Annotated in this window: 18 protein-coding genes and 1 tRNA gene; 10 read left to right on the forward strand and 9 right to left on the reverse strand. The window is 47.1% G+C overall.

What is annotated here, in order from left to right:
- Positions 1-134 precede the first annotated feature (134 nt).
- Complete coding sequence (gene folB / locus SC127_RS06365; protein WP_332625813.1) at positions 135-494, reverse strand: bifunctional dihydroneopterin aldolase/7,8-dihydroneopterin epimerase; 360 nt, start codon at positions 492-494, stop codon at positions 135-137.
- Between the two features lie 108 nt (positions 495-602).
- On the opposite strand from folB, the gene plsY reads away from it, so the two are divergent.
- Positions 603-1,208, forward strand: coding sequence for a glycerol-3-phosphate 1-O-acyltransferase PlsY (plsY, locus tag SC127_RS06370; RefSeq protein ID WP_215845554.1), 606 nt, complete (start codon positions 603-605; stop codon positions 1,206-1,208).
- 28 nt (positions 1,209-1,236) lie between these two features.
- Here plsY and tsaD read toward each other — a convergent pair whose 3' ends face one another.
- Positions 1,237-2,250 (reverse strand): tRNA (adenosine(37)-N6)-threonylcarbamoyltransferase complex transferase subunit TsaD, encoded by a 1,014-nt coding sequence (gene tsaD / locus SC127_RS06375; RefSeq protein ID WP_243078924.1) that lies wholly within the window; start codon positions 2,248-2,250, stop codon positions 1,237-1,239.
- Between the two features lie 280 nt (positions 2,251-2,530).
- On the opposite strand from tsaD, the gene rpsU reads away from it, so the two are divergent.
- The 3 genes from rpsU (at position 2,531) to rpoD (ending at position 6,789) form a co-directional block, all read left to right on the forward strand.
- The gene (gene rpsU / locus SC127_RS06380; RefSeq protein ID WP_001144069.1) at positions 2,531-2,746 is read left to right on the forward strand and encodes a 30S ribosomal protein S21; all 216 of its coding nucleotides are present in this window, start codon (positions 2,531-2,533) and stop codon (positions 2,744-2,746) included.
- A gap of 118 nt (positions 2,747-2,864) precedes the next feature.
- Positions 2,865-4,610: a DNA primase gene (dnaG, locus tag SC127_RS06385; protein WP_243078923.1), complete on the forward strand. Its 1,746-nt coding sequence runs from the start codon at positions 2,865-2,867 to the stop codon at positions 4,608-4,610.
- Positions 4,611-4,947: 337 nt separating this feature from the next.
- Positions 4,948-6,789, forward strand: coding sequence for an RNA polymerase sigma factor RpoD (gene rpoD, locus SC127_RS06390; RefSeq protein WP_215845552.1), 1,842 nt, complete (start codon positions 4,948-4,950; stop codon positions 6,787-6,789).
- Positions 6,790-6,919: 130 nt separating this feature from the next.
- On the opposite strand, the gene mug is transcribed toward rpoD, so the two are convergent.
- Together mug and SC127_RS06400 are read right to left on the reverse strand one after the other, a co-directional pair.
- Positions 6,920-7,447 (reverse strand): G/U mismatch-specific DNA glycosylase, encoded by a 528-nt coding sequence (gene mug / locus SC127_RS06395; RefSeq protein ID WP_332625814.1) that lies wholly within the window; start codon positions 7,445-7,447, stop codon positions 6,920-6,922.
- Complete coding sequence (locus SC127_RS06400; protein ID WP_332625815.1) at positions 7,447-8,031, reverse strand: TetR/AcrR family transcriptional regulator; 585 nt, start codon at positions 8,029-8,031, stop codon at positions 7,447-7,449. Before SC127_RS06400 ends, mug begins: the two co-directional genes overlap by 1 nt.
- A gap of 139 nt (positions 8,032-8,170) precedes the next feature.
- Here SC127_RS06400 and SC127_RS06405 point away from each other — a divergent pair, with 139 nt between their 5' ends.
- From SC127_RS06405 to ddlA, 3 genes are all read left to right on the forward strand, one after another.
- On the forward strand, positions 8,171-8,971 hold the full coding sequence (locus SC127_RS06405; RefSeq protein ID WP_332625816.1) for an SDR family NAD(P)-dependent oxidoreductase: 801 nt from the start codon (positions 8,171-8,173) through the stop codon (positions 8,969-8,971).
- Positions 8,972-9,260: 289 nt separating this feature from the next.
- A tRNA-Ile gene (locus SC127_RS06410) sits at positions 9,261-9,336 on the forward strand.
- Positions 9,337-9,881: 545 nt separating this feature from the next.
- Positions 9,882-10,979, forward strand: coding sequence for a D-alanine--D-alanine ligase (gene ddlA, locus SC127_RS06415; protein ID WP_332625817.1), 1,098 nt, complete (start codon positions 9,882-9,884; stop codon positions 10,977-10,979).
- Positions 10,980-10,987: 8 nt separating this feature from the next.
- On the opposite strand, the gene SC127_RS06420 is transcribed toward ddlA, so the two are convergent.
- The 4 genes from SC127_RS06420 to SC127_RS06435 all read right to left on the reverse strand — a co-directional run bounded on the left by SC127_RS06420 (position 10,988) and on the right by SC127_RS06435 (position 16,180).
- Entirely contained in the window at positions 10,988-12,412 is a 1,425-nt protein-coding gene (locus tag SC127_RS06420; protein ID WP_332625818.1) for a GGDEF domain-containing protein, read from the reverse strand.
- A gap of 268 nt (positions 12,413-12,680) precedes the next feature.
- Complete coding sequence (locus tag SC127_RS06425) at positions 12,681-14,156, reverse strand: SulP family inorganic anion transporter (RefSeq protein WP_332625819.1); 1,476 nt, start codon at positions 14,154-14,156, stop codon at positions 12,681-12,683.
- Complete coding sequence (locus SC127_RS06430; protein WP_332625820.1) at positions 14,153-14,788, reverse strand: carbonic anhydrase; 636 nt, start codon at positions 14,786-14,788, stop codon at positions 14,153-14,155. Before SC127_RS06430 ends, SC127_RS06425 begins: the two co-directional genes overlap by 4 nt.
- Before the next feature lie 582 nt (positions 14,789-15,370).
- On the reverse strand, positions 15,371-16,180 hold the full coding sequence (locus tag SC127_RS06435; protein WP_243078875.1) for a 5'-nucleotidase, lipoprotein e(P4) family: 810 nt from the start codon (positions 16,178-16,180) through the stop codon (positions 15,371-15,373).
- 109 nt (positions 16,181-16,289) lie between these two features.
- Between SC127_RS06435 and SC127_RS06440 the strand changes: the two genes are divergently transcribed.
- Positions 16,290-16,997, forward strand: coding sequence for a polyphenol oxidase family protein (locus tag SC127_RS06440; protein ID WP_332625821.1), 708 nt, complete (start codon positions 16,290-16,292; stop codon positions 16,995-16,997).
- 117 nt (positions 16,998-17,114) lie between these two features.
- On the opposite strand, the gene SC127_RS06445 is transcribed toward SC127_RS06440, so the two are convergent.
- Positions 17,115-17,816, reverse strand: a complete 702-nt coding sequence (locus SC127_RS06445) for a response regulator transcription factor (protein ID WP_215845537.1) — start codon at positions 17,814-17,816, stop codon at positions 17,115-17,117.
- A gap of 598 nt (positions 17,817-18,414) precedes the next feature.
- Between SC127_RS06445 and SC127_RS06450 the strand changes: the two genes are divergently transcribed.
- Together SC127_RS06450 and SC127_RS06455 are read left to right on the forward strand one after the other, a co-directional pair.
- A complete protein-coding gene (locus tag SC127_RS06450; protein WP_332625822.1) occupies positions 18,415-22,035 on the forward strand; it encodes an ATP-binding protein in 3,621 nt (1,206 codons plus the stop codon).
- A 136-nt stretch (positions 22,036-22,171) separates the two neighbouring features.
- Positions 22,172-22,795: a response regulator transcription factor gene (locus SC127_RS06455; protein ID WP_243078872.1), complete on the forward strand. Its 624-nt coding sequence runs from the start codon at positions 22,172-22,174 to the stop codon at positions 22,793-22,795.
- Positions 22,796-22,888: the final 93 nt, after the last annotated feature.

Consider the following 22,888-nt stretch of genomic DNA (forward strand, 5'->3'; position numbering starts at 1 on the left):
CCTGAAATTCTGCCTGCATTCGCCTGAATAAAACCTTACGTTTTTGGGCTAATTCGCGTTAAGCAACGAAACGGCACTTGCTATGACAAACAGTAATTTGGTTTGGTTTCATTGTGATGGCAATCACATCGAGTTTATTTAGGAATAGTCCCGCGCTCAATTCGAACGCCAACCTGCGCTGCCTGGGCTACAGCCCCCGGTTTTGCTACCTTTATGCGTACTCCCGGCGAATTGAAACGGTTCATCAACAGATCCGCGATTTCTTCAGCTACGCGCTCAACAAGCGCAAAACGGCTGCCGTTTAAGTGGGCCAGGATGGCTTCGGAGACGTCAGCGTAGCTCAGGCAATCCTTCACATCGTCGCTGCTCGCGGCTAAACGGTTATCCCAAGCCATTTCGACATCGAGCACCAGCTTCTGTTGAATACCTTGCTCCCAGTCGTAAACGCCAATGGTGGTGAACACCGTGAGTTGTTCTATAAATACGATATCCATGATGTCAGTCTCTGTTTTTGGCTAAGCCGGATACCACTTCCGGCGGATTATGCGTATTATCCATGGTTAAAGAGAACAAAACGACCCTAAAGGAAACGGTACTGTGTTATGAGTGCTATCGCGCTTGGTATGATTATTTTCGCGTATCTTTGCGGTTCGATTTCCAGTGCGATCCTGGTTTGCAAACTCGCTGGCCTGCCCGATCCTCGCGCTCACGGCTCAGGAAACCCTGGTGCGACTAATGTGTTACGCGTGGGCGGCAAAGCGGCAGCGATCTGCGTTCTGATTTTCGACGTATTGAAAGGCATGGTGCCCGTCTGGCTCGCTTATGTGTTGCACGTATCGCCGCTCTATCTTGGCTTAACGGCAATTGCTGCTTGTCTGGGTCACATCTATCCGGTGTTTTTCCGTTTTCGCGGCGGTAAAGGCGTAGCAACAGCATTAGGTGCGATTGCGCCGATTGGCTGGGATCTGACGGGATTAATGACGGGAACCTGGTTGCTGACCGTATTATTAAGCGGCTACTCATCGTTGGGTGCGATAATCAGTGCACTGATTGCGCCATTTTACGTATGGTGGTTTAAACCGCAGTTTACGTTCCCGGTTTCGATGCTTTCTTGTCTTATTCTGTTGCGCCATCACGACAACATCCAGCGCCTGTGGCGCGGACAAGAAACAAAAATCTGGAAGCGTAAGAAAAAGCGCGAAGAATAAAAAAGCCGGCTAGCCGGCTTTTTTTACGTCAAATGGCGGGTAATTCCGCTAGCGGCCAGCGAGGACGAACACTTACGCCTAGCTCACCGCGGGTTCCGCCTTTTAAGCGCACCATGCCCGCGTAGGCAATCATAGCGCCGTTGTCGGTGCAGAATTCAGGACGAGCGTAAAAAACTTCTCCACCGCGCGCCTGCATCATTTTAGCCATCTGCTCACGCAACGTGCTGTTCGCACTGACGCCACCTGCAATGACCAAACGCTTAAAGCCGGTTTGATCTAACGCGCGCTTGCACTTGATCGAGAGCGTATCCACCACCGCATCTTCAAACGCGCGTGCGATATCGGCTCGCGTTTGATCATCGTCATCGTTACCGCGAATCGTATTCGCTGCAAAGGTTTTCAAGCCAGAGAAACTAAAATCCAGTCCCGGACGATCGGTCATCGGTCGGGGAAATTTAAAGCGGCCTGCCGTACCTTGCTGCGCCATTTTTGACAGCATTGGTCCGCCCGGATAATCGAGTCCTAACAGCTTAGCGGTTTTATCAAACGCTTCACCGGCAGCATCATCAATCGATTCACCCAACAGTTCATACTCACCGATGCCGGTTACGCTGATCAGTTGTGTATGCCCACCAGAAACCAATAACGCGACAAACGGAAAGGAGGGAGGATTATCCTCTAACATCGGCGCCAGCAAATGCCCTTCCATATGGTGAACAGGCACAGCCGGCACTTTCCAGGCGAAGGCCAACGCACGGCCAATGGTTGCCCCTACAAGCAGCGCGCCGACCAAACCTGGACCCGCCGTATACGCTACCGCATCAATCTGCTGCGGCTGTAAATTTGCCTGTTTCAACGCGGCTTGAATCAGTGGAATGGTTTTGCGCACGTGATCGCGTGACGCCAGTTCAGGCACGACGCCGCCGTAATCGGCGTGCAGTTTTACCTGACTATAAAGTTGATTAGCCAGCAGACCGGCCTGATCATCGTAGATTGCGATGCCGGTTTCATCGCATGACGTTTCAATACCCAAAATTCGCATTGCATCACCTCTTTCTTGCGGCGCGCAGTTTAGCACAGCAAATGTGCAGGCAGAGGTGCCAAACCCTGCAAAAAGTGATTTTCTGCCGCCTAAAGAGTGCGCTATACTTCCGCCCCTGAAAAAAAACCGGCAGCCGCACAGGTAATCGCTCCTGTTGGTTTCAAATTATACATGGCGCTTTACAAACCAACTTGAGTTGGAGTAAAATGCTGCACCATTTTGAAATGTGCTGGCGCCGCAGTCAGCAGCAAAACCGAATATTATTGAGGTAAGAGGTTACATGCCGGTAATTAAAGTACGTGAAAACGAGCCGTTCGACGTAGCACTGCGTCGCTTTAAACGTTCTTGCGAGAAAGCAGGCGTTCTGGCTGAAGTTCGTCGTCGTGAGTTCTATGAAAAACCGACTACCGAACGTAAGCGCGCTAAAGCGTCTGCAGTTAAGCGTCACGCCAAGAAACTGGCTCGCGAAAACGCACGCCGCACTCGTCTGTACTAAGTTCTTCTGGAGGTTCGCCTCCATCGCGTAATATACGCAGACAGAGTCAAGTAAAAGGCCGTGCTTTCCGAAAGGAAGCGCGGCTTGTTGCCGTTTATGAGCTAAAAATTTGGGGCGTATGGCTGGACGAATTCCACGCGTATTTATTAATGATTTGCTTGCCCGCACGGACATCGTGGATCTTATCGATGCCCGCGTTAAGCTGAAAAAGCAGGGTAAGAATTTCCACGCATGCTGTCCTTTCCATAACGAGAAAACGCCCTCTTTTACCGTAAACGGTGAGAAACAGTTTTATCACTGTTTTGGCTGTGGTGCCCACGGCAACGCTATCGATTTTTTAATGAACTATGATCGTCTTGAGTTCGTTGAAAGTATTGAAGAGTTAGCCACTTCCCACGGTTTAGAAGTGCCTTATGAAGCAGGCAGCGGGCCAACGCCGATGGAACGTCATCAGCGACAAAGCCTTTATCAGTTGATGGATAATCTGAATGGTTTCTATCAGCAAAGCCTGCAGCAATCCAATGCCCAGCCCGCACGCGACTATCTTGACCGCCGCGGCCTGAGCGCCGACATCATTAATCATTTCGCGATTGGTTATGCTCCCGCCGGTTGGGACAATGTTCTCAAACGTTTTGGTAAGCAGCCGGACGATCGTGAATCATTAATGGAAGCCGGCATGTTAGTGACCAATGATAAGGGCCGCACCTATGACCGCTTTCGCGAGCGCGTCATGTTTCCAATTCGCGATAAGCGAGGCCGCGTCATTGGTTTTGGTGGACGCGTATTGGGCAACGACACGCCCAAATATTTAAATTCGCCAGAAACACCCATTTTTCATAAAGGCCGTCAGCTTTATGGCCTGTATGAAGCACTAAAAAATCATCCTGAACCAAAACGACTTTTAGTGGTTGAAGGTTACATGGATGTGGTCGCGCTTGCGCAGTTTGGCGTTGATTACGCTGTAGCGTCGCTCGGTACGTCAACCACAGCCGAACATATTCAATTGCTGTTTCGCAGCACTGATAATGTCATCTGTTGTTATGACGGCGATCGCGCGGGTCGCGAAGCCGCATGGCGTGCCCTCGAGACCGCATTACCTTACATGAATGATGGTCGTCAGCTACGCTTTATGTTTTTGCCGGATGGCGAAGATCCAGACACGCTGATACGCAAAGAAGGGAAAGAGGCGTTCGAAGCGCGTATGGAGCAGGCAATGCCGCTCTCCTCTTTCTTATTTGATTCTTTGCTGCCGCAGGTCGATCTCAGTTCACGTGATGGCAAAACGCGCTTGAGCACGTTAGCACTACCTTTGATTTCACAAATCCCAGGTGAAACCTTGCGTATTTATATGCGTCAGGAACTGGGAAATAAGCTCGGCATTTTGGATGACAATCAGCTTGAAAAGTTGATGCCCAAGCTGGCTACAAGCGGAGCGGCGCCGATTGCGCCGCCGCTTAAGCGAACGACCATGCGCGTGTTGGTTGCCTTATTGATACAGAATCCGCAACTGGCCACGATGGTGCCGTCGCTTGACGGGCTTGCTGAATCGAAAATGGCCGGTTTGCCGCTGTTTGTCGACTTAATCAACCGTTGTAACGAGAATCCTGGCTTGACCACTGGCCAGCTACTAGAGTTATATCGCGGAACAAATTTTAGTCAGACTCTTGAAACCCTGGCAATCTGGAACCACATGATAGTGGATGAGGAAGCTGAAGAGGTGTTTCAGGACTCGCTGGCCAGTGTTTATGACTCCGCGCTTGAACAGCGGCTTGAAGCGCTCATCGCACGCGATCGTACACAGGGATTAAGCGCTGAAGAACGCCGTGAGTTCTGGGCTTTGAGCCAGGCTCTTGCAAAGAAATAACAGTTTCATTGGGCCTGAAGTTGAAGACGCCAGAAATGGCAGTAAAGCAGGCTAATCAGTTTTAAAGGCGCGTCTCGTCAATTTGAAGACGTCGGCATAAAAGCCAAGCCTAATTAACATTGTTCCAGAGAGATCATTACTGCCGCCCGTTTGCCGCGTTGCAAAGGGTTATGAAGGCCATCTCGGACAGCAAGATTTGCGGCTTAAGTGCCGATTACTGATGGGCGTAGCCCACGCCGCGACGAGGGTAGCGGCAAGAATATAATGCCTTCACTGCTATTGTTGGCTCGCTGCCGACCGACACCAATCTAATTAACAGAAGTGTGGATACCGTCTTATGGAGCAAAACCCGCAGTCACAGCTCAAGCTTCTTGTCACCCGTGGTAAGGAGCAAGGCTATCTGACCTATGCTGAGGTCAATGACCATCTGCCGGAAGATATCGTCGACTCCGATCAGATCGAAGACATCATCCAGATGATTAACGACATGGGCATTCAGGTGGTTGAAGAAGCCCCGGATGCTGACGATCTGATGCTGAACGAAAACAGCTCCGATACTGATGAAGATGCTGCAGAAGCGGCCGCTCAGGTATTATCCAGCGTTGAATCTGAAATTGGCCGCACCACTGACCCGGTTCGCATGTATATGCGTGAAATGGGTACCGTTGAACTTCTGACGCGTGAAGGCGAAATCGACATCGCTAAGCGTATTGAAGACGGTATCAACCAGGTTCAATGCTCTGTTGCTGAATACCCGGAAGCGATTACTTATCTGCTGGATCAGTACGATAAAGTTGAAGCAGGCGAATCACGCTTGTCTGATCTGATTACCGGTTTCGTCGATCCGAATGCTGAAGAAGATATCGCGCCGACTGCAACGCATGTCGGTTCTGAACTTTCTGAAGCAGATCGTAACGATGAAGAAGAAGATGACGAAGAAGATGACGACAGTGCTGATGACGATAACTCAATCGATCCAGAGCTGGCACGTGAGAAGTTTTCTGACCTGCGTACGCAGTATGAAACCACGCGCACCGTTATCAAAAGCAAGGGCCGCAGCCATGCTGATGCCGTTGCTGAAATTCAGAATCTCTCTGACGTATTTAAACAGTTCCGCCTGGTGCCGAAGCAGTTCGATTACCTGGTAAACAGCATGCGCGTAATGATGGAACGTGTCCGTACTCAGGAACGTTTGATCATGAAGCTGTGTATTGAACTGTGCAAAATGCCGAAGAAAAACTTCATCACGCTGTTCACCGGCAACGAAACCAATGAAAGCTGGTTCAAAGCTGCGCTGGCAATGAACAAGCCGTGGTCTGAAAAGCTGCTTGAAGTGCAGGATGACGTTATGCGTTCCCTGCAAAAACTGGCTCAGATTGAAGAAGAGACCGGCCTGACCATTGAGCAAGTGAAAGATATCAACCGTCGCATGTCGATTGGTGAAGCCAAAGCGCGTCGCGCGAAGAAAGAAATGGTGGAAGCCAACTTGCGTCTGGTGATCTCAATTGCCAAAAAATACACCAACCGCGGTTTGCAGTTCCTTGATTTGATTCAGGAAGGTAACATCGGCCTGATGAAAGCGGTTGATAAGTTCGAATATCGCCGTGGTTATAAGTTCTCTACTTACGCCACATGGTGGATTCGTCAGGCAATTACCCGTTCTATCGCTGACCAGGCGCGTACCATCCGTATTCCGGTGCATATGATTGAGACAATCAACAAGCTCAACCGTATTTCGCGTCAGATGCTGCAAGAGATGGGCCGCGAGCCGACGCCAGAAGAACTGGCTGAACGCATGCTGATGCCAGAAGATAAAATTCGCAAAGTGTTGAAAATCGCTAAAGAGCCGATCTCAATGGAGACGCCGATTGGTGATGATGAAGATTCACATTTGGGCGATTTTATCGAGGACACCACGTTAGAGCTGCCGCTGGATTCTGCTACCTCAGAAAGCCTGCGTAATGCTACTCACGATGTGTTGGCTGGCCTGACTGCACGTGAAGCCAAAGTTCTGCGTATGCGTTTCGGTATTGATATGAACACTGACCATACGTTGGAAGAAGTGGGCAAACAGTTCGACGTTACGCGTGAGCGTATTCGTCAGATTGAAGCAAAAGCCTTGCGTAAATTGCGCCATCCGAGCCGCTCGGAAGTGCTGCGTAGCTTCCTCGACGACTAAGTCAGCTAAACCCCGGTTCGCCGGGGTTTTTTATTTCAGCGTACTTTCTCCGCCGTTTTTCCTCTGCTATTTCACTCCTGATCCCTTCCCTGCCGATACATTGCTAATGATCAGTCGCGTTGTGCTTTGCTCAGTCACTCTTCATCCGTTTTGCTTCTAACGCATGATGAAGCTGTTGATATGCTTCAACCATTTCTTCCAGTGACGCACGATTTAACCCGCTTGGATTAGGCAGCACCCACACTTGGGTTTTTCCCATAAATATCGGCTGCGCGCCCCACTCAACTTTGTTTTTTCCAAACGCGCGCTTAAACGCATCTTTCCCCAAAATAGCCAAAGCGGCGGGCTGATATTGCAAAACTTTTGCCATCAAACGCTCACCACCCTCTTGTAGCTCATTAACTGCTAGCTCGCTTGCCTGTACAGTCGGACGCTCAACTAACATTGTGATACCACATCCTGTATCAAGTAAGCGCTGCTCTTCCTCAGGCTTGAGCTGTTGCTGCGTGAAGCCCGCCAGATAGATAACCTTCCAAAATCGATTCCCCGGATGCGCAAAATGGAACCCTTTATGCGCGGTGGAATAGCCCGGATTAATGCCGCAGAAAAGTACGTTTAAGCCAGGCGCAATAATATCGGTAATGGTGTGCTCGCTCATTAAGACTCCAGCCCAGCACGGGTCATTAAGGCGTAACGACTGCGCGCCAGCATTTCATCAGCGAGCTGATCATCGGGACAGGCTCGCGCTAATGCCAGTGCACCGACCATTTCCGCTAACATGCTGGATGCCAATGCTTCGGGCTGATCGTGCCCCATTTCCCGCAACGGCTTCGCCAGTCGCTCATGAACAGAATGCATTTCCTGGGAAAATATTTGCCGTGCTTCCTCTGGAAGATGCGCCACTTCACTCACCAAAGCGGGCAATGGACACCCTTCTGCGGGCGCATTACGGTGAACAACCGAAAGGTAATAATTGATAAAAGCCACCAAGCGCTGTGCAGGCGTTGCATCTTGCGCCACAGGCTCAACCCGTTGCGCGGAATCCGCAAACATTTGCTTCATCACTTCCTGAACTAAATCATCTCGCGAGCTGAAGTGCGCGTAAAAACCGCCATGCGTTAATCCCACACGTTTCATTAACGACGCGACGCCAATGCTTTCCGTCCCCTTCTCGCGCATTACACGAGCGGCCTCTTCAAGAATGCGCTGGCGCGTGCGCGCTTTGTGCGTTTGTTTCTCCATATCATCATTCTCAATTTTGCTGTGCATACGTTATGACAATCATAGTAATTATTATGATCATCATATTCCAGCTTGACGCCATATATGATGATCGTCATATTAAATGAAATTATGACAACCATCATACGAGGAATAGATTATGTCGAACGCATCTCCTTTAGGTTTTGCTTTGATCACGGGCGCATCAAGCGGTATCGGCGCGACTTACGCGAAACGTCTGGCAGCACGCGGATATGATCTCATTTTGGTCGCACGTGATAAGGCACGCATGGATACGCTGGCTTCTTCATTGACTCAGCAGCACGGCGTTCAGGTCAAAATCTTAACAGCCGATTTAACGCTCTCTGAGGATCTGGCTCGGGTAGAACATGAACTTACAACCCATTCGCACATTACCTTGCTTTTGAATAATGCTGGCATGAGCGTTGATGGCGAGTTCATCAATGCCGATATCGAGCGTATTGATACCATGCTCACGTTGAATATTGTTGCTCTGACACGACTTGCTCATGCTGCGGCACAATCGTTTAAAGCGCGTGGGAATGGGACAATCATTAACATTGCCTCCGTGTTGTCGCTGGTACATGAAAATTTCAATGGCGCGTATAACGCTTCGAAATCTTATGTCCTGACATTAACGCGAGCGATGCAGCATGAACTGGCTGAAAGTGGCGTTCAGGTGCAAGCCGTTTTACCTGGCGCAACGCGTACCGAAATTTTTGATCGTTCAGGTAAGTCTATTAGCGAGATCCCAGCAGAGATGCTGATGGATGTAGATGAGATGGTTGATGCAGCGCTCGCGGGCCTCGACAGCGGTGAAGCGGTGACTATTCCTGCCTTGGAAGAGTTGGCTTTGTGGCATGAATATGACCGTGCTCGCGGTGCGATGCTGCCTTTCCTCTCGCGTGATCAGTCAGCATCGCGTTATCGTCAACGCTAAGTTGAAAACAAATTTTATGGCGAAAGCCGGTTATTAAATAAAACGCGTGTGACAGGCCAGATGCAGTCCGCGCGTCAAAATATTATGAATGTTATGTACAGCAAAGCCGCAAGAGCAGATCCATATCGAAGTAAAAGAGTGAACCCTTTATCCAGATTCGAGACTTTTCTGTAATTATTCAGATTATTTCCTATAAAAATCAACCAGTCATCAAATGCTGATTATTTCAGCAACCAACCGTTCAATGCTGGATCGCCCCGAGCAGATACTTTATAATCCCCGCTCCGCTGGCCCCTTAGCTCAGTGGTTAGAGCAGGCGACTCATAATCGCTTGGTCGCTGGTTCAAACCCAGCAGGGGCCACCAAATAAAACAAGGAGTTAGATGAGAAATCATCTGACTCCTTTTTCTTTGGATATGATTCAAATGTTGTAGTGGATAATGTAATAAATACTGGGTGACGTAAGAAATAACAATTGCTTTGATAACCGTTTCTGCAAGTGCCCTACACCATTAATGAACTGCGCCCTAAACCTATCAGCCGTCCAGGCTAAATCGTTAACGTGTCCTTTAAGCCATTCCTACCTTTCAGGACTAACTTCAAATCATGAGTTTCGAATTCCATTCAGCAACTGCGTAACGAGCAGCGTGCAAACCAAATAGATGCTGAGCGATTTATCAGCGCAAAAACTCTACGAACAGCTTAATTAGCGTTACGTAGATCAGAGCTATGACACCTTATGCGCTATTCAAAACCGGGCTGGAAATTCGGCGTGAAGGTGTAACCGTTTGCAGATAATCATGAATAAACCGGCGATGAAGCGCCTCAGTAGAATCCTTTCATTGGACTGTTTCCATCACGAATCCGCATGCTATCTTGTTCGTTTGCTTTATTTAGTGGACACAGATTGATGACTAAATTGCGGGTAGGCATTGTGTTTGGCGGGAAGTCAGCTGAGCATGAAGTATCGTTACAGTCGGCAAAAAATATCCTCGACGCTATTGATAAAACGCGTTTCGACGTAGTGATGCTGGGCATTGATAAACAGGGACGCTGGCATCTTAACGATGCGTCGAACTTTCTGTTAAATGCTGAGAACCCAGCAAGCATTGCACTGAATCGTTCAACAGATAACGTCGCGCTGATTCCAGGTCAAACTCAGCAGCAGCTGATCATCAGCCACAACTCACATCCGCTGTCTCAGATTGATGTCATTTTCCCTATCGTACACGGCACGTTAGGAGAAGATGGTTCTTTGCAGGGCTTACTGCGTATGGCGTCGTTGCCTTTTGTTGGTTCTGATGTGTTAGGTTCCGCGGTCAGCATGGATAAAGATTTCACCAAGCGCCTGTTGCGGGACGCTGGGTTGCAGGTAGCACCCTGGATTAGCGTCACACAGGCGCAACGCGCGCAGTTGGATGTAAAAGCCGTGATTGCCCAACTTGGGTTGCCGCTCTTTATTAAACCGGCAAATCAGGGATCGTCTGTCGGTGTCAGCAAAGTAAACCGCGCCGAAGAATTCGACGAGGCTTTGGAGCTTGCCTTCTCTTTTGACAGAAAGGTTCTTATTGAACAAGGTATTCAAGGTCGCGAAATTGAATGTGCCGTATTGGGCAACGACCATCCTCAAGCCAGCCCTTGCGGCGAAGTTGTGGTTCATGATGCGTTTTATTCTTACGACACCAAATATATCAGCGAGAGCGGTGCACAAACTGTTGTGCCAGCGGTAATCTCGCCCGAAATCAGCGATGCCATTCGTGACGTCGCGATCAGCGCTTTTAGCGCATTGGAATGCTGTGGCATGGCGCGCGTAGATGTTTTCTTAACAGAGAATAGCGAAATAATCGTTAATGAAGTCAATACATTGCCAGGCTTTACTAACATCAGCATGTATCCAAAATTGTGGCAAGCTGCGGGCGTTAGCTATCAAGATTTGATCACCCGGCTGATTGAGTTGGCGCTAGAGCGCCATCAACAAGCCAGCCAGTTGAAAAACAGCGTAAGCTAAAAGCCCCTTCAGGCAACGTTGCTGGTGAATTCGTGTTTAGCGTTCACCGGCGACGTCTGATTACGGCCATTACGTTTTGATATATAAAGATTTTTATCTGCCGATGAGATTAAACGATTGGCGAGGCTTTGCCATTCACGCTCTTCGGCAGGTCTGTCTAATGCCAGTCCAAGGCTAACGGTGACGGTGACAGTATTCCCATGTAACCAGAACTTCTCTTTCACCATCGTTTGGCGAATCGCCTCGGCTAATTTGTAGAGCTGATGTTGGTTTTGATCAAAGAGCACAACGACAAACTCTTCGCCACCAAAGCGACAAATGTGACCTTCATTACCGACTACGCGCTGCATACGCCGAGCGATCTCTTCTAATACTTTATCGCCTGCATCGTGGCCAAAATTGTCGTTAATTGCTTTGAAATAATCGACATCTAACAAGATCACGCCCATATTGCGATCCGCGCTAAATTTCTCTTGTTTCAAACTTTCATACAGACCCGAGCGGGAGAGAAGTTGAGTCAGAAAATCATAATCGGCCCGTAACGCTAAACGCTGGTTGAGTTGGCGGATAGCATCCATGCTCACCGCAACGATTAATGGGCTGAGCGCGACGGTGGCGACCCCTAAACGTGCCGAGGTGAGATGACTTAGTGGCAACAAATTTTCGTTGCCCTCAATGTTCATTACGCCATGTGAAACCAATATGATTTCAGCGATGCCCGTGATTAAAATCACCAGACTCGTCATCGGAACGGGCAAGGCAATTGCGCACCATATCAATGCGGGAACCGGAAACGTCAGGCTACCTGCCCCACCCATCATTGCGCCCAGGCCTAATGATAAAACCACAGCAATTACGGGCGAAATTTTGTTGATCTGTAAAAGATGGCGAAACGACGTAGATTGCCAGTGACGAATCAACAAACAAGGCAGCAACATCGCGCCAGTAGAAAATTGCTCACTAAACCAATCCCCCCACGCGGTAGCCAGTTGCATATTAAATTTCCCTTCTTGCGCCAGTGCGCCCCAGGTTGCGCAGGCAAAAGCAGCCAGCAAACAGGCGGGGAAAATACGCAGCGCGTGGGTAATGCGCTCGCTGCCGGATTGTTCCTGAAAATGTTTTATCAGCATCGAAACCGCAACCAGAACAAACAGAATATTGGCAACGTTGAGCGTAAAAGCAGGAAGTGCCCAGCCAGAAAAAACGGTGTCGTTAAAAACCATGGCGGAGAAACAGGCGAGGTAATAACGCGCCTGATGCAAAAAAGGATTGCGTACCATTAACCCGGCAATCAGGGCGTTTACGGGCCAAAAAAGCGACAGTTCTTCTGGGATCCGCAAATGACTGCCGACAAAACAAAACAGCAGTGTGATGAGAAATAGTGAAAGGATATTTTTTTTAAAATTGTGCTCTTCAAACAGCTTAACGCGCATACGTCTGGACCTTGTACCAGGAACACTTGCTGTACACGCCAATATAGAGGTGATTGGCGTCAGAATAATTAAACGCTATTCGCCACCGAAGTTATCCTTTGAAAAGCGCAACTTCATGACCTTACTTCGAAAAAAAGCAGAATTCGATGCAGGTTAAGCCTAACGGCAGCAAGAAACGGCGCCAATTATGCGCCTTAAATAAAAAAATCGGCTATCCGAGATATCCGATTTTTTCTTATGTAATGCCTTTTTCAGCGGCAGTTTATGACTATTTTACTGCTACCGGCCACTGACTAAGTCGAATGCCTCGTTTATCCGCATTATCACCAAAATCCTTCAGCACTGCTTTGACATCCGGATCGATGTATTCAGCATTATCGTTGTCGACAATAAGCACACTGTTCTCTGGTACCTCATCCAGCAACCCTTGCAGCTTAGGGTTGTGCATAAAAGTCAGGTTTTGCTGAAAGCGTAAAACGTAGTGATCGTCATAACGTGTAAGTTGCAGTGCATTATGATGACTTTTATAGATGCTGCACAAAATTTGCGTGGCGATACCGATGCCAATTCCTACCAGCATTCCCAGCGTAATGATGCCGACAATGGTTGCCAGGAATGGCACATATTGTTGCGGCCCCATGCGGAATTGTTCAATAAAGAGACGGGGTGTAGCCAGCTTATAGCCGGTATAGAGCAGTACCGCAGCCAGGCTCGCCAATGGAATCGCATTCAGCATCTCACTGAACCACAAGCCGCAAATCAGCAGCAAAGCGCCATGAATAAAGATCGACAGCTTGGTTTGTGCACCAGCACTCACATTGACCGAGCTACGCACGATCACGGCGGTGATTGGCATTGCACCTAAAAAGCCGGCTGTCAGATTACCAATACCTTGAGCAAACATCTCTTTATTCGGCGAAGGCGCAGGGCTTTGCGAACGCAACTTTTTCAACGCTTCCTGACTGAGTAACGTTTCAAGACTCGCGACCAGCGCTAAAGTCACCGCCACAATCCATACCTGCGGATTTTGCCAGGCCATCCAGTCCGGCGTTTCGAGTTGACTCATTAACGCAGATACACTGTCGAAAGCAGGTAATGAAATACGCGGTAAAGCGCCAGCAAGGTCTGGAAAAAAACGTCCACCGAACACAGTTGCCAGACAACCAAACAACACTGCGATCAGCGGTCCGGGAATCCATGCCAGCGCTTTAACGCTTTTCACCACCGATGTCGTCCAGAACCAGAGAATAACCAAGCCAATGGCGGCTACTGCCATCGCGGGTAGCGAGAATGTCATCTCGCCATTGACCACGGAAATGAGCTCAGCATCGCTTGAGGCGCCAAGTGCTACCGGAATTTGCTGCATGATAAGCAAAATACCGATGGCGGCGAGCATGCCTTTAATCACGCTGCCTGGCACCAAAGAAATAAAGCGCCCGGCTCGCAGTAATCCTAGCAGGCACTGCATCGCGCCTGCGATGATCAATGCGGTGAGAAAGGCAGAGAAACTGCCCAGCGAGGCCATCGACGCCACCACGATAGTGACAAGTCCCGCCGCAGGTCCACTTACGGCAAAGCGCGATGGACTCAGTGACGTTACCAGCAAACCGCCAATAACGCCGGTCAGTAAGCCAGCAAAAGGGGGTAATCCACTGGCCTGCGCAATGCCAAGACAGAGCGGCAATGCGACCAGAAAAACCACTAAACCGGCGGGCATATCCCGGCGCAAGGTATCAAGGTTCATGGTAAAGGCTCCTCTGTTGATTGCTGAATCAACTCTTTCAAATGGCCTGATTGCAGATCGTAAACGCAACCAAACACAGCCAGTTCCTGGCCCGACTGCCAGGCTTTACGTACCGGTTCTACTGCCACCAGATGGGAGAATTGGGCGATAACATTGGCTTCAACTAAACGATTGAGCTTAACCATTTCATTTTCATTTGAAGCGCTAAGCGCGGTTAGCCCATGTTTTAAATCATTACGTAACGTTGCAATACGTCTGGCTAATGCAGAGTTCTCGTCTGCCAATGGGCTTTCGGGCAAATTCAACGCAGCCTGAACCCCGCCACAACCATAATGTCCGCTCAATACGATGCGCTTTACGCCAAGATAGAAAATGGCGTATTGCAAGACGCTCAGCAGGTTGTCATCGTTGGCAACCACCATATTGGCAATATTGCGATGAACAAAAAGCTCACCTGGATGCGACCCGGTTAATACTTCCGCCGGTACGCGACTGTCCGAACATCCTATCCATAATGAATGCGGTTTTTGCTGATGAAGATATTTTTCGAAGTAATTTGGATTGCGCTGGCGGCGCTGTAATGCCCAACTGCGATTTTTCGCTAATAAGGGTTTAAGTGTCGTCACATTCATCTTCTCTTCACGGCCGGGAATATCGGTTCCAGGTAAAACACGGAGTAAATCAGCTCACCTAATAATGTTGAGCCGTATAGAAATAAGCACTGCATCACAGAAAAAGGTTATAGACGCTAATGATTCAGATTGCACCATTAATGATTCAAGTAATTAAAATACAATTCTAAATGTAAATAATAATTCAATTAATGTCAGTGGCAGGTAAAAATCATTAAACGCTAAACAGGAAGCAAGCAAAAAGAAATAAATAAAAAAAACTTTAAATTCAATATATTGAAAGGGATAAAGAGCGCAAAGGTATTTTTACTGTTGACGTAAAAATACACGTACTAACTATAGCGCTATTCATTACGGGCAATAATGATGCGCTAGTGTTAGGAATGCTCTTAATTATAAAAACTTATCATTAGCGAGATGCACTGGGTAAAAACCGGTTTACCAAAATTTTATGCTTGAAGTGCGTTTAATTTAAAGTGAGAGATAGGTATTTTAATTCGCAGGGATATAGTGACGCAGAAAAGTAAATCAGATCCATTTTTAAGAAGAGCCTGAAGAGCTCAGGCTCTTTTTCTTGACGAATTATTTACCGTTCCAACTTTCTAGTCGTGATGCGCGTGTCGAAAGCTGCTGCTCAGGCGTTAACTTATTGTAGTTTTCAGCCATTCCGCTTTCCCAGTCACCGTAAAGCGGATTGGGCAATACAATAAACTGCGTACCAAAATGTTGATGATTAAGGTTCACAAATTCACGGCGTTGTTGATTACCTTGATGCCAGGTTGCGCCGCCAAAATCATTCAGGTTATCGCCAATATAAAGTGCCACGTTGTAGCCTTCATTTTTAATGGCATCAAAGCGCGCCTGCTTATTAGATGTTTCGGTATTCAAACGCACGGTTTTCTCGCTCACGCCCGTAAAGCCCAATTGCTGCATGTTGGCCACGGTTGCAGCGTAATCCTGTTGATCGCGGTTAGAGACATAAAACATTGTGCCGCCGTGGCTGTTAACGTAACGCGCAAACTCAACCGCGCCAGGAACTGCTTTAGCCTGCTTTGCCTGCGTCCATGCTGACCAGGTTTTTGCTGTAAAAGGTTGATCCCCTTTCGCCTGCCAGGCGCTATAAGCGCTGTTATCCAACATGGTTTCATCTAAATCGACAATCACTGCTTTAGGTTTACCCGTCAGAGAAGGCGCATGATCAAATGCCAGTCGTGCGCTGTTAAACGCTTGCCAGGTCAACGCTTCATATTCACCCGATTGCTGGAACCAGTTAACTGCTGATACTGTTTGTTGGTTAAGCTGCTGTTGTGCCTGGCGTTGAGCGGGTTGCGCGCAGCCAGTTAGCAGCAGCGCCGTTATGCTGGTAACAGCGAAAATCGCTGAAGTTTTCATCGTTTCATCCTTAAGGTGTGAAAGGTCAGTTTGCGTAAAGCTTCAAAAATGTAGCAGTTAACGTAAGCTGTGGGCAGCAGAACACGCGCCGTTATGACAGGAGATTCTTATGTCCGTGAACCCACGCTCACCGTTGCTTAATTCACTCGGTTGGGTCGATTACGCTTTTCAACCTGCAGGAATGCCACCACCCGCCGATGCGGCTTACGGGCATCAGCGTCACAGTGCGAACGTGGTTTTAGCGAGTCAGAACTTCCCCCCCAAGCGTTGTGAATCCGATGGTGTAATTGCCACTGATGAAAGGCCAGTAGCGGTGTATACCGCAGACTGCTTACCGGTGTTAATTGCAGATGCTAAACAGCAAAACGTTGCTGCGGTACATGCAGGTTTGAAAGGTACGCTCAAGGGCGTGCTTTATCGCACAGTAGAAAAGCTCTGTGAATTGGGTGCAACGCCACAAAGTCTTTACGTTGCTATCGGACCCGCTATCGCGCCCTGTTGCTATGAATTGGGTGAAAGCATGCTGGCAGAAATCGAACGAACAGAGGGCGTGCCGCAGCACATAAAGTGGCATCAATCACAGCCGAAAAATTCTCATGCTCAACGCAAACAAGCCATTCCCCAACAAAACGGAATTTGGTTTGATCTTCCTGAGTTAGCGAAGCAGATGTTGATTCAGGCGGGCATCCCGGACAGCCAAATCGAGAATGTTAACATTTGCACTTACTGTATTGCAGAAGCAGGTTCAAGTTATCGCTATAACACGCATTTTAATAGTGATTATCAATCACGCTTCTCGTGGATTCGACGGAAATAAAAAGGGCGTACAGAGCCAAGGCACTATAAATAAATTGGCAAATCTGTTACCCAAATTTTAACGAGGCTACTGTTTTATGGGCAGCGATTCGCCTGTTGCCTCTCGCTGCCGTTAGGGTTAATTGCCGGACATGAGGTCATGGCTATATTTGAATAATTCTGAGTCTGAACGTAATCCCAATTTTTTGAGTGCCGACTGCTTTTGGCCACTGACAGTTTTGCGACTCCGTTTAAATTTTACCGCGATTTGTGAAACACTTAACCCGTCTAAAAAACAGCGGACAACTTCAACTTCACGCGGGCTCAGAAGTTTGACCTTCTCATACATATTGCCTTTGGTGCCCAGATCGAAATTTTCTTGCAGCGCTTTTTCATTCACTACATAGAGATGTTCAACTTCGTAAGCGACTTCCTGGGAAAGATACAAGCGCCCCTGAGCGACCTGCCGAATTGCATGAATAATTTCCTGCATTTTGTGACTCTTGCCTATAAAGCCTTTTACCCCAGCACTAAGCACCATTTTGACAATGGCAGGGCTCTCCATTGAAGATGAAATTAAAATGTTTTGATCGGGATAATGATTTCTTAATTGTTTCACTAACGCTAAACCGTCTAACTCGTTCTCACCAAGTAAGAAATCAAGTACCAGTACATCAACAGTGGATTGCTTAAGTTGATTGAAAATTTCGCCGCTGGATCCCCACGTTCCGATTAATTCTATGTCTGCTTCTTGTTTCAGACACATCTCAAATACAGTGCGGACCATAGGATGGTCATCTAGTACAGCAACACGTACTGGCTTGTTGTGGGCGTTCATCATTAAATTCCTATTGTTACAGTGAAACCACTCACCCCTATTTGATAACCACACCAATTGAAGCGTAGAAACTTCTTAGACTAAAATTCTCCGGGAGGATTTCGGCCTTTGGAATAAGGAAACAGACATCTTAAATAAAAATAAAAAAATAAAAGCAACTCAGCTTTCATTTCTTATTGGCGTCATTATGTACAAACACGCCAATGCAATAACCCAACAGCCTGCTACATCTTATTTACAAATAATAACCGCCCGTTAGGAAAATCTTTACTGATTGATTTATTTATAAAACCCAACAAACAGATGCTAAATTCGCCGCATAGCTGATGAAAGAAATTCTGACGCAGAAAACAGACAAGACCACACAAGACATTTCTTAAACATGCAATTTAAGCAGCAATTTTATTGCCACAGCCTATCAATTATAATTTTTAACGCAAGAAACGCCCATCCTATAACAGTAATTTGAGAATGGTCGCAAAAAAGCCTAACAAATGAGAAAGCGCTCATAATTTCCTTAGAACTCCTTATAATCACGCCCCATTAGTTATTCAAATCTTTTAATAGCTTAATTTATTCTTTCATATAAAGAGAAACCGCTGTGTATAAGCAAGTTATTTTCTCGCTGCTGTTCGTTTTTGTTAGCGTAATGCTTACGGTGCTGGACACGCATGCTGCGTTACGTCCGCTGCAATTACAGCCCGGATACGACAATGCTCAACCGATACTGCACATGCCTATTTCTGTGCAGAGGGAAATTAAGGATAAAACGGTCAAAGTCGCTATCGCCGGGAAGCCACAACCGCCTCTTTATATGGATGCAGATAGCCGACGCTTTGAGGGCATTGCAGCAGAATATCTTTCACTGTTGCAAACCATGCTGGAAATTGATCTTGAGCTTTATCATTTTGAAACCCAGGAGGAAGCGTTACGCGCAGTTAAGAGCGGTGAAATGCAGCTGATGGCCCTGTATCAACCTCAGCAAACGCCAGAAGCATTACAGCTCATCGCCGGGCCGCCATGGCTGCTGGATTACAGTGTTATTGGCCAAATCACGGCAAACATGGACTCTTCCTCGAAAGACGTAGAGACGCTGGCCTGGACAGGTAGCGAAACATTAAATACTTCGTTGCTGCAGAAATTCACTGCCCTAAAATCTCAACATTATCCCAGCCAGTATGATGCCGTAGCAGCCGTAATTTACAACCAGGCTGACAAGGTATTGGGCAACGCAGCCACTTTAACTCATCTCAATCACTATTTTTTTTCCGATGCCTTAACGCTTTCACGCCATGAAAACTCGGTCCCGTTGAATGTCAGTTTTGGTATCAGCCCACATTTCCCCGAGTTGGCAGAAGCAGTGAATCAAGCAATGTCGATGATTCCCTTAGCAAATCGTATGCAAATTGCTAACCGCTGGCAGCTCAATTCACGCCATGTCATGCAGAGCAATCCGCTGGGATTAACACCGGAAGAGGAGACATGGCTGCAAATGCACCCCTCTATTTTGGCAACCATGACAACAGAGTTAATGCCACTGATAAAACAGGAAAAAGATCAGCAGTCGCAAGGTATGGCACAAGACTTATTAAACATGCTCGCACACCAAGGAAATTTAACCTTTATCACTTCAGGGCCCACTGTTCATGATTCACGCCAGGCTCAACTGCCACGCATTAATCCGTTAAAAATCATGGAGAAAACGGATAAAGATCCAACAGTATTGACGCGTCCTTGGTTGGTTTCACATTGGGTTGTTGTCACGCGAAAGGCAATAAAAGAAAAGCAAAAGAGTGCATTATCAGGCCGTAATCGCGTTGCCGTCCTTAAAAACGAGACCACACAAGCGTGGTTAAATGAGCAATATCCTAGACTACAGATTTTACCGATTGAAAAACCGCTTGAGGCACTTAATGATTTAAAAGCGCAGAAAATAGATGCCGTAATCTTGCCAAAAATCTTTGCGGATTATCATCTGCACAACCGTTTTTCCAACGTGCTAATTATCGAGAAAGCATTAGATGTTGAGGCTGCACGTTTCGTCATGAGCGTTGATAAAAAGCATCCTGAATTAGTGTCAATTCTCGATAAAGCTTTACTGGCCACACCACCCCAAACGTTATTCAAGCTGCTGGCAGGATGGCGTCAGGCCGAAACGCCCTTATTAATCACCTCATGGCAAAATTATAAGCAAACCATTTTACTGGTAATCACTATTTCTGCCGGGTTAATGCTGCTGGTCATTCTGTGGAATTACCATTTACGTCAGGTCATTCAAAAGCGAACCCAAGCTGAAAATGCCCTGAAAAATCAGCTTAATTTTACTCACACACTATTTAATGATTCGCCTGTTGCCATGTGCATTCGTGACAAGCAAATGCGGCTGGTTGACTGCAATAAAGCTTATCTCCGCTTTTTTAATGTCGATGAGAAAGATGTGCTAGGTAAAAAGCTTTCAGACATTATCGATAGCAATAATGCGATGATCGACAGCATTGAACAAAGCTACCAGCAAACTTTACTCAGTGGCGAAGTGGTTATAAGCGATATTGAAGTGAACGTTGAGGAACACACTTACTCGCTCTATCACTGGACATTGCCGTTCCGCGATCGGCTTGAAGAGGTTGTGGGTGTTATTGGAGGTTGGGTTGACGTTAGTGAGCGCAATGTTTTACTTCGTGAACTGCAACTGGCAAAAGAAGAAGCTGAAAAAGCTAACCAGTCTAAAAGTGATTTTCTGGCCAGTATGAGTCATGAAATTCGCACCCCACTCCATGCCATTATCGGTCTGCTGGAAATGGAGAACCGCCAGCATCCTGAAAACCTATCAGAAAATGTAAAAGTTGCTTATGGATCCGCACGCGCGCTGCTGGCCTTGTTAGGCAACATTTTGGATCTTTCTAAAATCGAATCAGGGCTTCATCAGCCGACATTAGAAACCGTTTATTTGCCCGATGTGGTCAATAAAATCGCAGCGCTTTTTTACGCCAAGGCGAGCAACAAAAAATTACAGCTTCTGTGCGAGATCGATGTCAATACAGGCTGGATCAAAACCGATCCGCTTATTCTCAATCAAATTCTGTCCAATTTATTAAGTAATGCGATTAAGTTCACCGATCAAGGCGCGGTCAGCATCGTGCTAATACAGGGTATTGACGAAGAAGCCGGCTACGGTGAATTTGTCGTTGAAGTCAGTGACAGTGGCTGTGGGTTAACCGAAGAGCAGCGACAGGCGATTTTTGAGCCCTTTGTTCAGGTTGGATCGCGTCAGCAGCAGCAACTGGGAACCGGATTAGGCTTGAGTATTTGTCGCCATCTGGCCGACCTGCTGAACGGAGAGCTTCGCGTGGAGAGCGAACCAGGGGAAGGATCCGTTTTTTCTTTCGCCTTTCGCGCTTCGCATAGCCAGCCCTCAGAATTTGTTTTCCAACCTGTCGACGCGTCGCCTCATCCAGAACAGTTATCGATTTTGATCATTGACGATCATGCACCAAATCGTCTGTTGCTGGGTAAGCAACTGGAATTCGCCGGTCATCAAGTCATGGTGACTGAAAGTGCCTCGCAGGCGTTAGCTGTGTGGAATGAAGATCCGCAGCGCTTTGACTTGATCATTACCGATTGCAATATGCCCGGCATGAATGGATTCGAATTTGCCCGCGCCTTACGTAAAGAAGAAGCTGAACGCGGCTTAATGCCCGCTACGCTTTATGGGTTAACTGCATCGGCTGAACGTCAAACCATCCAGCGCTGCCTTGACGCCGGTATGGATGATTGCTTATTCAAGCCGTTGGATTTGGGAGCGCTGCAAAATTATCTTACTCGGTGCACCCATAAACGTTCAGGTGAACCCGCGTCAAAACAGTTAATTTCACCACCGGTGAAAGCACCAGGAGAGGCAAACTACACAACACTTTTCTCTCCTCTGCTGACACAACTTGCTGAAAAAGATCCTGCCGGATACCTAATGATGCTGCAAAGTATTCAAACCAGCCATGCAACGTTGCTGAAGGCGATACAACAATCCACCGATCGCGATACGCTCTCAGAGTTAGGCCATAAGCTAAAAGGCGGCGCACAAATACTTAATGCTACCGTGCTTGAACAATTGGGGCGTGAGCTGGAAAACAATCGTACAAACGAGGTTGCGTTAGCGCCATTAATTGAAAACATTACGAATGAAATTAAAAATATCGATCAACAACTGATTAATTCTCAAGGGTGATGCAACTGAGTTAGTTGTAAAATAATAATTTTTTATCGGGACGTTTCTCGATTCATAAAATTAATCTCAAGGAGATAATATTTTAAAAATATATAATCCCTGGCACCCCTGATCGTGCCAGCGGAAAGGGGAAGTTATGTTTAATGCAAAAATACTCATCGTCGATGAGCATCGCTTAGTTTCATCGGGTATCCAGGCCCTATTATTAATGTCTGGCTTTAAGTATGTCGATGTTGTGAATACTGTTAACGATGGGATAAACGAAGTAACCCATCATCACGTTGATATTGTGATTCTTGATCCTGAATTTAAACATAATAATGGCATTGCCTTTTTACGCGACATCGTAAAATCAAAGCGATACATTAAAGTAATCTTGTTAAGTCAAAGCAGTAACGAAAACTTGATTATGCAATCTGTTCTCAACGGTACTAATGGCTTTGTCTCAAAACATGAGCACATCCAAACACTGATTACAGCCATTAGTTGTGTCTATAACTGCGTAGACTACTTACCGGTCGAACTGGTTAAACGTAAAAAAGATTATTTAGGTGAACAACATTTACTGTCAAAATTAACCACACGGGAAATGTTGATTCTTCGCCAACTGGCCATGGGGAAAAGTAATAAAATGATTGCGAGTGAACTGGGTTTACACAACAAAACCGTCAGTACCTATAAAACAAAAATATTCCAAAAACTTGAAACTAAAAACTTGGTGGAAATTATCGAGCTGGCTCGCAGGAATGGAACCTGTTAGGTCATTAATTGAGACAGGTCTTGCTGAATATTATCAGTTCACAGATTATGATAAATCATACTGATTTATTTCAGTGTTAAATGCCAGGTTATA

Source organism: Pantoea sp. T14 (genome assembly GCF_036663535.1).
Lineage (GTDB): Bacteria > Pseudomonadota > Gammaproteobacteria > Enterobacterales > Enterobacteriaceae > Pantoea > Pantoea phytostimulans.